The sequence below is a fragment of the Arthrobacter sp. SPG23 genome, from assembly GCF_000876655.1.
Taxonomy (GTDB): Bacteria; Actinomycetota; Actinomycetes; order Actinomycetales; family Micrococcaceae; genus Arthrobacter.
On record NZ_JYCN01000023.1, the window covers coordinates 14,639 to 27,909 of the forward strand.

Annotated in this window: 12 protein-coding genes; 3 read left to right on the plus strand and 9 right to left on the minus strand. The window is 67.9% G+C overall.

Annotated features, from left to right (window positions below):
- Positions 1-30: 30 nt before the first annotated feature.
- From TV39_RS15825 to TV39_RS15855, 7 genes are all read right to left on the minus strand, one after another.
- A complete protein-coding gene (locus TV39_RS15825) occupies positions 31-777 on the minus strand; it encodes an SDR family oxidoreductase (RefSeq protein ID WP_043483277.1) in 747 nt (248 codons plus the stop codon).
- Entirely contained in the window at positions 774-2,171 is a 1,398-nt protein-coding gene (locus TV39_RS15830; RefSeq protein WP_235347419.1) for a glycosyltransferase 87 family protein, read from the minus strand. The genes TV39_RS15825 and TV39_RS15830 overlap by 4 nt, the downstream gene beginning before the upstream one ends.
- A 237-nt stretch (positions 2,172-2,408) precedes the next feature.
- Positions 2,409-3,794 carry an MFS transporter gene (locus tag TV39_RS15835; RefSeq protein WP_043483280.1) on the minus strand — a complete coding sequence of 462 codons (1,386 nt, stop codon included), beginning with the start codon at positions 3,792-3,794 and terminating at the stop codon, positions 2,409-2,411.
- Positions 3,791-4,300: a winged helix-turn-helix transcriptional regulator gene (locus TV39_RS15840; RefSeq protein WP_043483283.1), complete on the minus strand. Its 510-nt coding sequence runs from the start codon at positions 4,298-4,300 to the stop codon at positions 3,791-3,793. The genes TV39_RS15835 and TV39_RS15840 overlap by 4 nt, the downstream gene beginning before the upstream one ends.
- Before the next feature lie 33 nt (positions 4,301-4,333).
- Entirely contained in the window at positions 4,334-5,638 is a 1,305-nt protein-coding gene (locus TV39_RS15845; protein ID WP_043483286.1) for a glycosyltransferase 87 family protein, read from the minus strand.
- A 6-nt stretch (positions 5,639-5,644) separates the two neighbouring features.
- Positions 5,645-6,829: a cystathionine gamma-synthase gene (locus TV39_RS15850; RefSeq protein WP_043483288.1), complete on the minus strand. Its 1,185-nt coding sequence runs from the start codon at positions 6,827-6,829 to the stop codon at positions 5,645-5,647.
- A 33-nt stretch (positions 6,830-6,862) separates the two neighbouring features.
- Positions 6,863-8,248 (minus strand): cystathionine beta-synthase, encoded by a 1,386-nt coding sequence (locus TV39_RS15855; RefSeq protein WP_043483290.1) that lies wholly within the window; start codon positions 8,246-8,248, stop codon positions 6,863-6,865.
- A 166-nt stretch (positions 8,249-8,414) separates the two neighbouring features.
- On the opposite strand from TV39_RS15855, the gene TV39_RS15860 reads away from it, so the two are divergent.
- Positions 8,415-9,548 (plus strand): SLC13 family permease, encoded by a 1,134-nt coding sequence (locus TV39_RS15860; protein ID WP_082049792.1) that lies wholly within the window; start codon positions 8,415-8,417, stop codon positions 9,546-9,548.
- A gap of 4 nt (positions 9,549-9,552) precedes the next feature.
- On the opposite strand, the gene TV39_RS15865 is transcribed toward TV39_RS15860, so the two are convergent.
- Complete coding sequence (locus tag TV39_RS15865; protein WP_043483292.1) at positions 9,553-9,981, minus strand: VOC family protein; 429 nt, start codon at positions 9,979-9,981, stop codon at positions 9,553-9,555.
- Between the two features lie 155 nt (positions 9,982-10,136).
- Between TV39_RS15865 and TV39_RS15870 the strand changes: the two genes are divergently transcribed.
- A complete protein-coding gene (locus TV39_RS15870; RefSeq protein WP_043483294.1) occupies positions 10,137-11,117 on the plus strand; it encodes a DNA-3-methyladenine glycosylase family protein in 981 nt (326 codons plus the stop codon).
- A 65-nt stretch (positions 11,118-11,182) separates the two neighbouring features.
- Here TV39_RS15870 and TV39_RS15875 read toward each other — a convergent pair whose 3' ends face one another.
- Positions 11,183-12,859 carry an AMP-binding protein gene (locus TV39_RS15875; RefSeq protein WP_043483295.1) on the minus strand — a complete coding sequence of 559 codons (1,677 nt, stop codon included), beginning with the start codon at positions 12,857-12,859 and terminating at the stop codon, positions 11,183-11,185.
- 102 nt (positions 12,860-12,961) lie between these two features.
- Here TV39_RS15875 and TV39_RS15880 point away from each other — a divergent pair, with 102 nt between their 5' ends.
- Complete coding sequence (locus TV39_RS15880; RefSeq protein WP_028269669.1) at positions 12,962-13,240, plus strand: putative quinol monooxygenase; 279 nt, start codon at positions 12,962-12,964, stop codon at positions 13,238-13,240.
- Positions 13,241-13,271: the final 31 nt, after the last annotated feature.

Genomic DNA, 13,271 nt, shown 5'->3' on the forward strand with positions numbered 1-13,271 from the left:
CTGCGAGTCAGTTGGGCTGGGACGGGGAACCTAGGCCGAGAAGCCGCCGTCGGCCTTGATCAGCTGCCCGGACACCCAGCGGCCCTCCGGCGAGAGCAGGAATGCCACGGTTCCGGCCACGTCCGTAGGTGTTCCCAGGCGGCCGCCGGGCTGCTGCCGGGTCAGGTCCTCCCGCAGCTCCGCGTCCATCCAGCCGGTGTCCACCGGGCCGGGGTTCAGCACGTTCGCGGTGATGCCGAGCGGCCCCAGCTCCCGGGCCGCGGCAATGACGGTCCGGTCCAGTGCTCCCTTGGACGCGCCGTACGGCAGGTTGAACGCGGTGTGGTCACTGGTCAGCGCAACGATCGCGCCGCCGTCGTCCGCCGCCTGCCGGGCGAAGGCAGCGATCAGCTGCCAGCTGGCACGGGTGTTCACGGCGAAGTGCCGTTCCCAGCTGGCCAGCGTGGTGTCCAGGACGCCGGAGTCCACGGATTCGGCGTGGCTGAGCACCATCCCCTGCAGGGTTCCGACCTGCTCCGCCACTGCTGCCACGAGCCGCTCCACTGCCAGCGGATCCTCCAGGTCCGCCGGTACAGTAAAGACGCGGGCGCCGGTCGCTTCCAGCTCCGCCGTGAGGCGTTCGACGTCGTCCGGCTGGACTCCCCAGGGCATCCTCGAGTCGTACTCCTGCCAGTACGTCAGCACCAGGTCCCAGCCGTCGGCAGCGAGGCGTCGGGCAATGCCGGCACCGATTCCGGCAAGGCGGCCGACGCCGGTCACCAACACCGTCCTGTTCATGCGGGCACCTCGGCCAGGGAGCCCCGCCGGAGCACCACGAGCCAGCAGGCCAGGATGGCCACCGCGCAGAACACGCCGGCGCTGGAGGCCATCAGCCAGGGCTCGGGCGTCTGGAAGTCCAGGTTCTCCGCGCCCAGCGCCGCGCCGATGCTCTTGGGGGAAAAGAAGAACACGATGATCGAGGCCCCCAGCACGCCGCCCATCAGCCAGCGGATGGCGCGGTGGCGGTGCGGCGTCTCGCGCAGGGTCCAGGCGAAGGCCGGGAGGACCGCCGCCATCCAGACCCAGTGGTGGGACCAGGAGACGGGGCTGATGAGCAGCATGGTCAGGGCCGTGGCCGAAATGGCCACCACCCGGGCGCCCTGGTCGCTGGCAGCCCTGATCACCAAGGCGCCAACGCCTGTCACCAGCAGGCTCAGCAACAGCCAGGGAACGGTGACCCCGGCTTCGGGAACGCCGAAATGCAGCAGCGCACCCTTGATCGAGAGGTTGTCCACGTAACCTGCGCCGCCGATCCGGGACGTGTCCGGGAGGATCTCCAGCCAGAAACTGAACGATTCCGCCGGGCGGACCAGCCAGCCCAGCAGCACGGTAAAGGCGAACCCGCCGGCCATGTTGAACAGTCCGCGCCAGTCCTTGCGCACCAGGAAGTACAGTCCGAAAACCAGCGGCGTCAGCTTAATGCCGGCGGCCATTCCCACCAGGAAGCCCCGGCCCGGAAAACCCTGGTTCCAGCGCTGGTTCCTGGCCAAAAGGTCGGCCGCCATGATCCCCATCAGCAGGATGTTGATCTGGCCGAACGCCAGCGTCTCGCGCCACGGGCCCAGGTTGATGACGGCCAGCAGCAGGATCACGGCGCCCCACCTGTTCCGCGTTGCCTGGAACCCGGGGGCGGCGAAGGTGCCCCGCCAGTCCTGCTTGGCGCTCCAGTACCGCACTCCCCGCACGGCGACCCACACGGCGACGGCCGCCCCGGCGGCGTTGAACAGCATCAGGGCGGACTCTTCCGGCAGCCGTGCCAGCAGGCTGAACAGCAGCGCGGCGAACGGCGGGTACGTGAACGGCAGCTCCGGCCCTCCGGCCCAGCCCACGGTCAGGCGGTAGAGGCCCGACGGCGACTGGCCGGCATCGTTGAGGATCTTGCCGCCGTGCCAGTACACGCTGAAATCGAGGCCCTGCTCGCCCCACACGCCAAGGCGTTGGACGACAAACACGGCTGCGGCCAGGACGGCCAGCAGCGTCACCAGCTCACCGCCCATGCCCAGCGCCAGCCGGCTGCGGTACCAGGATCCAGCGGTCCCGATTTCATGGGTTCCGGTGCGTGGCCGTGATTCCGCCCCCGCACGTGGGCGCGCCCCGGCGTCGAGCTCTTTTTCGGCGTCGAGCAGTGCCATCCCGTGTCCCCAAACGTTGTTCCTGCAGAGCGGCGCCACTGGAGGCGCGTTGCGCGCGAATCGCGATGTTATGCCGGCCGACTCGCGCCGGATCCGGCGCGTCGTCCTCACATCCTACTGAAACAGCGGCCCTGTCCCCTGCTGCCCCGCCCCGGCGTGGCATCACAAATCGGCCAGGAACCGGCCTCCGGGCTTTACGCGCCAGGCTGCAGGGCCAGGCGGCCGGCGCGTCTGTGCTCAGCCCTCGGCAGCCCTGGCCTCCACCAGGACGGGCTCCCGCGCCCCGGCATCCTTGCGGATGGTGGCGCTGATGACGGCGGCGATGGTGCACATGGCGGCTGCGCCGAACCAGGCATAGGTGTACTGGCCGGTGGCGTCACGGATGGCGCCGGCGGCCAGGGCCGCGGCGGCTGCGCCGAGCTGGTGGGCGGCGAAGACCCAGCCGAACACCACGCTGCCGTCGGCCCCGAACACCTGGCGGCAGATGGCGGCGGTAGGTGGAACGGTGGCCACCCAGTCCAGTCCGTAGATCACCACGAACACGATCATGCTGGGCTGGACCGTGGCGCTGAGCAGAAGCGGCAGCACCAGCAGCCCGATGCCGCGGAACTGGTAGTACACCGCCAGCAGGATCCTCGGGTTGAAGCGGTCCGTCAGCCAGCCTGATGCGATGGTGCCCACGATGTCGAAGATGCCGACGACGGCGAGCAGGCCGGCCGCGGTGGTCGCCGCCATACCGTGGTCGTGCGCGGAAGGAATGAAGTGGGTGCCGATCAGCCCGTTGGTGGTGGCCCCGCAGATGGCGAAACCGGCCACCAGCGCCCAGAAGGTACGGACCTTGCTGGCGCGTTTGAGCACCTGCAATGCCCGGACCGCGGCGTTTCCGCTGGGCTCGGCACTCCCGTCAGGTACTGCGCCGTTGCCGCCGGGCGCCGGCGAGCCCGGCGCCGGCGAAGAGGCAGGTTCCGCGACGGCCTCGGCCCCGTAGGGCAGCACTCCGGCGTCGGAGGGTGAGTTCTTGAGGAATTTAAGCACCAGCGGCACCACGGCCAGGGCACCCGCGGCGATGAGCAGGGAGGCCTGACGCCAGCCGGGATCCTGCGCCAGCATGGCAATGAAGGGCAGGAACACCAGCTGCCCCGCGGCACTGCCGGCGGTCAGGATGCCGATCACCAGGCCGCGGCTCTTCGCGAACCACGTGTTGGCGATGGTGGCGGCGAAGACCAGTGCCATGGATCCTGTGCCCAGTCCGATCAGCAGTCCCCAGGTCAGCAGGATCTGCCAGGACTGGTTCACCAGCACGGTCAGGGCACTGCCGGCGCCGATGAGGACCAGCGCCACCGAGGTCACGGCGCGGATGCCGAACCGTTCCATGAGCGCCGCGGCAAACGGTGCGGTGACGCCGAAGAGCACCAGGTTGATGCTGACGGCGGCGGACAGCACGGTGGTGGACCAGCCGAATTCGTTCTGCAGCGGAACCATCAGGACCCCCGGGGCCGCCCGGAAGCCGGCTGCGCCCACCAGTGCAAGGAATGCGACGGCGGCCACGATCCACGCGGGATGCAGCCGGCGGCGGGTCCTCTTCCCGGGAGCGGACGGCAGGGTCGTCTTGGGAGCGCTCATGCTGCGGTTCCGCTCTGTGGGGCTGCCGTGGCCAGCGGGACCGGTTCCGGGGTGCGCGTGAGGCTGTGCCAGCTGGTGTTGTCCGCGGTGAGGCGCTCACCGCAGGCCGTGCAGGTGTCCGCGGAGGAGGTCCGCTGCCCGCAGGCGGTGTGGATGACGAACATGTGCGCGTTGTCGGACGGTGCGGGGAGGTGCTTTTCGGCCCAGATCACGACGGCGTTGAGCACCGGCAGGGCATCCTCGCCCTTGCCGGTGAGGACGTATTCCTGGCGGGTGCGGCCGCCGTCGTCGTACGGTTTCCGCTCCAGCAGCCCGGCGTCCACGAGGCCAGCCAGCCGTTTGGTAAGCACGGAGTCGGCCACCATCAGCCGTTTCTTCATGGCGTCGAAGCGGCCATTGCCGAAGAAGACCTCGCGGAGCACCAGCACGCTCCAGGGGTCGCCGAGGATGTCCAGGCCGCGCGCCATGGCGCAACTGCGTTGGGACCAGTCAGAACGGAGTGCCATGCAGGCAACCGTAGCTGACTTTCTTGAAGAAAGCTAGGTTACCCGGGCGCCAGGTTTCCCGGAGGGAGTTGAGCGGAGCGAGGCCCGTGAGGGACGGTACGCGAGGGCCCAGTAAGCCAGCATGGCAATGCCGCACACCACGCCGAGGCTGGAGACCGTGAGCTGCCACTGCGTCTGCGGGTCCTTGCCCCACTCCGCTGCCCCGGCCCAGACAGCCAGGTTCTTCGGCGTCATATAGAAGGCGATGGTGGAAAAGACCACGATGACCCAGCCGGCGGTCCGCATCCTGCCGCTCCGTGACGGCACGCGGTGCATGGCGAAAGCCATGCCGGGCAGCGCAACAGCCACCCAGACCCAGTGGTGTGACCAGGAAACCGGGCTGATCAGCAGCATGAGGACGGCGGTGGCGGAGACGGCGATGAAGTTCTCGTCGACGTCCACCGCCCACTTGATGACCAGCGCAGCGAGGACCACCAGCGCCAGCGAGAGGACCAGCCACACCAGGGTGGTCGCTGACGAATCCGGCATGCCGACGTGCAGCAGCAGCCCCTTCAGGGAAAGGTTGTCCACGTAGGCCGGACCGCCGATGCGGCTGGTGTCCGGAAGGATTTTGGTCCAGAAAGCCAGTGACGCCTGCGGCAGGATCGCCCAGGAGAGCGCTATGGAACCAAAGAAGCCCGCCGCCATCCAGCCGAGCGCCTTGAAGTCGCGGCGCACCAGGAAATACAGCCCGAACGCGAGCGGGGTGAGCTTCACTCCGGCGGCCAGGCCGATCAGCAGTCCGGCGGGCCACCGGATTTCGCCCGCGCGCGACTTCCCGTATAACGCGAAATCAGCCAGGATCACGCCCATCAGGATGATGTTGATCTGGCCGAAGACGAACGTGTCCCGCCATGGTCCCAGGAGCAGGATCGCCCCGGTTCCCACCAGTGCGGTGGTCCGGAAGCGGTAGTCGGCGAAGGCTGCGCGCCACGTCTTCATGCCGAAGTAGTGCCGGCCCAGCCAGCCGGCCACCACCGCTGCACCGGCCAGGGCCGCAACGATGAAGACCAGGCTGCCCGCGTCAAAGTCCATCGTCGCCAACAAGGCAAAGAGCAGGGCAGCAAACGGCGGGTACGTAAACGGAAGGCCGTCACGCGGTGCGTAGAGCTCGTTGACGCCGCCTTCACCCGATGCGAGTACGCGGCCGCCGCCGTAGTAGTAGACCTCGAAGTCGTTCAGGAACGGTTTGTAGTCCGTGTACAAGAACCACACTGCTACGGCAAGGATGAGCGCGCCGGCCGCCGTCACGACCCAGCCGCGGGTGGCGGGCGACATGGCACGAAGCGAAATGCTCACCGGCTGCTAGCTGCCCGTCCCGATAAAGGTGAAGGCGTGCTCCAGGTCCGCGATCAGGTCCTCGACGTCCTCGATGCCGCAGGAGAGCCGGATCAGGTTGACCGGAACGGCCAGCTCGGTTCCCTTGACCGAAGCGTGCGTCATGTCCGACGGGTAGTTCATCAGGGATTCGATGCCGCCGAGGGATTCGGCCAAGGTGAACACGGACGTGTTTTCCGCGACGGTCCGGGCTGCGGCCTCGCCGCCCTTGAACTGCACCGAAATCATGCCGCCGAACTTCTTCATCTGCTTCTTCGCCAGCTCGTGGCCCGGGTGCGACGGGAGTCCCGGGTACAGCACGGCTTCCACTTCGGGGCGCTGCAGCAGCCATTCGGCCACCGCCTGGGCGTTGTCGCTGTGCCGGTCCATCCGGACGCCCAGGGTCTTGAGCCCGCGGGTGGTGAGGAAGGCATCCATCGGACCGGAGACGGCGCCGACGGCGAACTGGACGAAGCCGATCTTCTCAGCGAGTTCCGCGTCGTTGACCACGATCGCGCCGCCCACGACGTCGGAGTGGCCGCCAATGTACTTGGTGGTGGAGTGCACCACGATGTCGGCGCCGAGGGCCAGCGGGGTCTGCAGGTAGGGCGAGGCAAACGTGTTGTCCACCACCAGGAGGGCGCCGGCGTCGTGCGCCAGCGTGGCGAGCGCTTCGATGTCGGTGATCTTCATCATCGGGTTCGAGGGGGTTTCCACCCACACCAGGCGGGTTTTGCCGCCGCCCGTTCCGCCCGCGGCGATGGCCTTGGCCACGGCATCGAGGTCCGCCATGTCCACGGGCGTGTTGCCGATGCCCCAATCGCCCAGCACACGGCTGATCAGGCGGTACGTTCCGCCGTAGGCGTCGTTGCCCAGCACAATGTGGTCGCCGGGGCGGGTGAGGGCCCGGATGAGCGAATCCTCGGCGGCCAGGCCCGAGCTGAAGGAGTACGCGTGCGAGCCGCCTTCGAGGGCAGCGAGCTGTTCCTGCAGGGCGTCGCGGGTGGGGTTGCCGCCGCGGCCGTATTCGTAGCCGTCGCGCAGGACCCCGATGGCCTCCTGGGCGTAGGTGGAGCTGAAGTGCAGCGGGGGCACCACGGCGCCGGTGCGCGGCTCGAAGGCCTGGCCGGCGTGGACGGCGCGGGTGTTGAACCCTTGGTTTTCTTTAGACATGGTTCTCCTTTTGATTGCGGACGCAGGGAGGATTCAGTTGCTGAGGTAGGCGAGAAGGTCGTGGCGGGTGAGGATGCCCACCGGGGCGCCCACGAACGTGACCATCACGGTGTCGACGTCGGAGAGCAGTTCGCGGGCCGCGGAGATGGTCTCCAGCGAACCGATCACGGGCAGGCGCTCCCCCATGTGTTCGGAGATCTTGTCCGTCAGCTTCGCCTCGCCGCGGAACAGCTTGGAGGTCAGGCTCCGTTCGTCCACGGCTCCCAGGACCTCGCCCATGACCACCGGCGGCTCCTGGGACAGGACCGGGATGTGGGAAACGCCGAACTCGTTCATGATGTTGATGACATCGCGGACGGTTTCGTTCGGGTGGATGTGCACCAGCTCCGGGAGTTCACCGGTCTTGGACTTGAGCACCTCACCGACGGAGGCCTCTTCGCCGCCGGACAGGAAGCCGTAGGACCGCATCCACTGGTCGTTGAAGATTTTCGCCAGGTAGCCGCGGCCGGAATCGGGCAGGATCACCACCACCACGGCGTCCTCGGGCAGGTCCTTGGCGACCTGCAGGGCGGCCACCACGGCCATGCCGGAGGAGCCGCCCACCAGCAGGCCCTCCTCGCGGGCCAGCCTGCGGGTCATCTCGAAGGACGCGGCGTCGCTGACGGCAATCACCTGGTCCGGGACGGATTTGTCGTAGTTGGCCGGCCACATGTCCTCGCCGACGCCCTCCACGAAATACGGCCGGCCGGTGCCGCCGGAGTACACGGAACCTTCCGGGTCGGCGCCGATGATCCGGACGCGTCCGCCGTCGGCTTCGGGCCGGTTGGCGGAAACCTCCTTGAGGTAGCGTCCGGTGCCGGTGATGGTGCCGCCGGTGCCGGCCCCGATTACGCAGTGCGTGATCCGGCCGTCAGTGTCGCGCCAGATTTCCGGTCCGGTGGTTTCGTAGTGGCTGCCGGGAGCGGCCGGATTGGAGAACTGGTCCGGCTTGTAGGCGCCCGGAATCTCGGTGACCAGGCGGTCGGACACGCCGTAGTAGCTCTGCGGGCTGTCCGGGGCGACGGCGGTGGGAGTCACCACCACTTCCGCACCGTATGCCTGCAGGACGGCGCGCTTGTCCTCGCCTACCTTGTCCGGCACCACGAAGACGCAGCGGTAGCCCTTCTGCTGTGCCACCAGGGCCAGGCCCACACCGGTGTTGCCGGACGTCGGCTCCACGATGGTTCCGCCGGGGAGCAGCTTTCCGCCCCGTTCCGCCTCCTCGATCATCTTCGCCGCGATCCGGTCCTTGATGGACCCTCCGGGGTTCAGGTACTCCACCTTCGCCAGGACGGTGGCTTTGATGCCGTCGGTGACGTGGTTGAGCTTGACGAGAGGCGTGTTGCCGATGAGGTCCAGGACGGACTGGGCGTACTTCATAGGTACAAAGTTACCGTCTTGGGCCTCTTCCCCGTGCCTCCGCGGCCGCCTGCGCCCGTGCGCGCGAGCGCCGCTCGCACGCTCAACCGGCGGCGGATGCGACGATTGGGCGGTGAAGCGGTTCTCGTGGTTGACGAAGATACGGACTTACCTCCTGCCGGGGGCCATGCTCGCGGCAGGCTTGGCTGCCCTGGCCGTCGGCGCACTCCCCGTGCCTGCGTTCGGGGAACTGGCCTCACGCACCATTCCGATCCTGTCATTCGTGCTGGCAATGTCGCTGGTCACGGAGCTGTTGGACGAGGCGGGGCTGTTCCGCGTGGTGACGGACCGCCTGGCTGCCCTGGGCCGGGGGCGGGTCTTCTCCCTGTGGTTCCTGGTCATTGCCGTGGCCACTGTCTCCACGGTTTTTCTGTCCTTGGACACGACGGCGGTGCTGGTGACGCCCGTGGTGGTGCTCCTGGCCGTCCACGCCCGGATTCCGCCGCTGCCGTTCGCCCTGACCAGCATCTGGCTCGCCAACACGGCCTCCCTGCTGCTTCCGGTGTCCAACCTGACCAACCTGCTGGCCCAGGACAGGCTCGGGCTCAGCCCGCTGGGCTTTGCGGGCCTGGTCTGGGCGCCGGCCCTGGTGGGATTGCTGGTCCCCCTTGCCCTGTTGTGGCTGGCGTTCAGGCGGGAGTTGCGCGGAACGTACGGGCCGCAGCCTGTCCATCGCGTGCGGGACCGCGGCCTGTTGATAGTCGCAATCGGAACGGTGCTGGTGCTGCTGCCTGCGTTGGTTTCGGGAGTGCCCGTGCAGTACCCCGCGATGGCGGCCGCGGCTTTCCTGCTGGCGGTCTTCCTGCGGCGACGCCCTGCCGCGCTGCGGTGGTCCATGGTTCCGTGGCGTCCATTGATGCTAACGGTAGGCCTGTTCATGCTCGTGGAGGCCCTGCACGCCAACGGCCTGACGTTGCTCCTGGCCGGGGTGGCCGGATCAGGTGAGAGCCTGCCCGCCCTCCTGCAGGTGGCGGGACTGGGCGCGGGCGCCGCGAACGCGGCCAACAACCTTCCGGCCTACCTGGCCCTCGAGCCGGTGGCCGGCTCGCCGGCCAGGCTGGCTGCCCTGCTCATCGGCGTGAACATTGGCCCGCTGGTGAGTCCGTGGGCCTCCCTGGCCACGCTGCTCTGGCATGAGCGGCTGCGGGCGCTGAACGTCCGGATCAGGTGGGGCGGATTCGCGCTGGCGGGATTGGTGGCGGCAACGCTGACGGTTCCCCTTGCCGTCGTAGGGCTGTGGGCGGTTTCAGGAATGCACTGAAGCGTTACGCACCGATGTCGTTCGCGGCGGCGTCAGGGCTGACGGCGGAGCCGGCTTCGGCGTTCTGCCACAGGCCCACGATGTTTCCTTCGGTGTCCTTGAAATACGCGTTCCAGCCCATGCCCGGAACCTCCATCTTGCCCCGGAAGACTGAACCGCCCACGGCGGCAATCTTCGCCAGGGCGGCGTCGATGTCCTCCACGTCAACGGTGACCACCGGTGCCGCCATCTCCCCCTCCCTGCGGAACATGCCGCCGTTGATCGAACCGGCCGCGGACGGCATGCCCGTGTCATCAACCGGCGTTGTCATGATCAGCGTGTAGCTCATGTCCGGCAGCGGGTTCATCTCCCAGCCAAACGCCGAACTGTAAAAGTCCCGTGCGCGGTCTTCGTCGTCGGCGGGGATCTCGAAGTGGACTACTCCTCCGGCCATTGTTTTCACCTGGCATTCCACAGTCTGGCCGCAATCGGCCCGGCGCGGGCGGTCCACGCCACACCTGGAGTCTAGGCCCGGGCATCGGTGACGGGCAGGGCCGTTCGGCCTTGCGCGTTTCCGGCCCTGTCGGCCCCGCATGGGACGATGGTTCCATGACCATCGCAGACGTCCCCGCCGGCCTGGCCGCCGCGGCGGACGCCGCCCTGAGATGGCATCCCGGCGGCCCGTTCAACCTCCTGCAGACCCTCGGAACAGTCATGCGCGGCAACGGGGATCCGGCCTTCGCTTCCCGCCCGGATGGGCTCTGGATGGCATTCACCACCCCGCGCGGGCCCGCCACCCTGCGCCTGACCGTTGCCGGGGACCCCCGCGAACCGGCGGTGGACGTACAGGCGTGGGGACCGGGTTCGGAGGAGGCCCTGGCCGCCGCGCCGCGGCTGCTGGGCAGCGGCGACGACTGGTCCGGGTTCGACCACCCGGAGTTCCACTCCACGCTCCCCCGGATGGTGGTGGAAGCCCGACGCCGGAACCTGGCGCTGCGTCTCCCCGCCACCGGCCGGATGGTTGACTCCCTGGTGCCCACCATTCTTGAGCAGAAGGTCACCGTCATCGAAGCCCGGCGGGGCTACCGGTACCTGATGTACCGCTTCGGCGCGCCAGCACCGGCTGCCGGTACGGCCGCGCCGGCCGGGCTCCGTATTCAGCCCACACCGGAGCAGTGGCTCCGTATCCCGTCGTGGGAGTGGCACAAGGCCGGGGTGGGCCCCCAGCGTTCGGCCACGGTGATGCGGGCGCTGCGTTCCGCCGTCGCGCTGGAACGCCTGGCGGCGGTGCCGGCAACGGAGGCAGCCGCCGGGATGCAGACCATTCCGGGCATCGGCGTCTGGACCACGGCCGAGGTGGTGCAGAGGACGCACGGCTGCCCGGACTCCATCGCGGTGGGCGACTACCACCTGGCGGCGTATGTGGGTGCGGCGCTCACGGGCCGGCGGACCGACGACGCGGGGATGCTGCGGCTGCTGGCGCCGTGGCAGGGCCACCGTCAGCGGGTGGTGCGGATGATCGGCCTCAGCGGGTATAGGAAACCCACGTTCGGCCCCCGGATGACCATCCAGGACCACCGCAGGCACTAGGCGGCAGCCGCGAACGGACACATGAGGCCCCCGCAGGGCCCGGGCGGGCAACCCAGGCCCTAAGGCTAGAGCCCCAGCCGGGCCACGGCTTCCTGCCGCATCTCCACCTTGCGGATCTTCCCGGAGACAGTCATGGGGAAGCTGTCCCGGACCTCCACGTAGTGCGGGATCTTGTAGTGCGCCAGCTTCCCGCGGCAGAACTCGGCGACGGCGGCTGCGTCCAGCGGTTCCGCGCCGGGTTTGAGGATAATGCAGGCCATGAGCTCCTCGCCGTACCTGGCATCCGGGACGCCGATCACCTGCACGTCCTGGATGGACGGGTGGCTGTACAGGAACTCCTCGACTTCACGCGGGTAGATGTTCTCGCCGCCACGGATCACCATGTCCTTGATCCTGCCCTCGATCACCACGTAGCCGTCGGCGTCCATCCGGGCCAGGTCGCCGGTGTGCATCCAGCCGTCGGCATCGATCGCTTCGGCAGTCTTGTCCGGCTGGTTCCAATATCCCTTCATCACGGCGTACCCGCGGGTGCACAGCTCGCCGATTTCCCCGCGCTCCAGCACGTTGCCTGTCACCGGGTCCACCACCTGGCTCTCCAGCTGCGGCATGGTCCGTCCCACGGTTTCGGTGCGCTGCTGCATGGTGTCGCCGGCGCGGGTCATGGTGGATACCGGCGACGTTTCCGTCATTCCGTAGCAGATGGCCACGTCCTTCATGTTCATCTCCGAGATGACCCGGTTCATCACCTCGATGGGACACAGGGATCCCGCCATCACACCGGTGCGCAGCGTGGACAGGTCATACGAGGCGAAGTCCGGCAGCGCGAGCTCGGCAATGAACATGGTGGGCACGCCATACAGGGACGTCCCGCCAAAGTCCTGGACCGCTTCGAGCGCTGCCGCCGGAGTGAAGGAGCGTCCCGGAATGATGGTGGCGGCGCCGTGGCTCAGGGCATTCAGGTTCCCGATCACCATTCCGAAGCAGTGGTAGAACGGCACCGGAATCACCACCCGGTCATGCTCCGTGTAGCCCAGCAGTTCCCCGATGGAGTAGCCGTTGTTCAGGATGTTGCGGTGCGTGAGGGTGGCGCCTTTGGGGAAGCCCGTGGTGCCCGAGGTGTACTGCAGGTTGATGGGGTCATCCGGGTCCAGCCCCGCCAGGCGGGCCTTGAGGACGGAATGCCCGACGTCGTCAGCCCGCTTGAGCAGCTCGGCGTACGTCATTTCCGCAGCAGTTTCAGGGTCGCCCGCCTGCAGCAGCGGCTGGCCGCCATCGGGCAGGAACACCAGCTCCTTCAGCTCCGGGCATTCGGCGAGGGCCTGCCTGGCCATCGCCGTGTAGTCGCTGCTCCGGTCCGACGGCGCCGCGACGAGCATCCTCATGCCGTTCTGCCTGACCACGAACTCCAGTTCATGGCTCCGGTAGGCCGGGTTCACGTTGACCAGGATCGCTCCGATCTTGGCGGTGGCGTACTGCAGGATGGTCCACTCCGCGCAGTTGGGGCTCCAGATGCCGATCCGTTCCCCGGCGGCGACGCCGCGGGCCAGCAGCGCGCGGGCCAGCCGGTCGACGTCGTCGTTCAGTTTGGTGTAGCTCCAGCGGCGGGCGTCCGCTCCGGGAACCGGCGCCGCCTCGATCAGGGCGTCGTGGAACGGGAACCTGGCCACTATCCGCTCAAAATTCTGGCCGATGGTCTCGTCAAGCAGCGGGACGTCAGTGTCCCCGGCTGTATAAGCGCGCATGCTGGCACGCTACCAACAGAGCCGTGGCAAGAGAAGCCTAAAACTAGGAAGTCCTACAAAATATTCGGGGAGGGGTGGGGACGGACCGGTATTGTGAAACGCATGAGTGCACCCATTGACCTGAAGGCAACGTTCATCCCCAACGACGGCGAATTCTTCCGTGTGAAGCTCGCCCTCGAAATCGCGATCGACGAGGTGGTCAACGAACCCGGCTGCATCCGGTATGAACTGACGGAGGCCACCGAGGAAAAGCTGGTATTGACGGAGCAGTGGGCTTCCGAAGAAGACCTGGCGAAGCATTCCAAGGGCACTGCAGTCCAGGACCTCAACGAATCGCTGAGCGCCCTGCTGGCCGAGCCCGTTCAGCTCGAACGGCTGTAGTCCTTTTCCGGAGACAACAACGCGGGGGCTC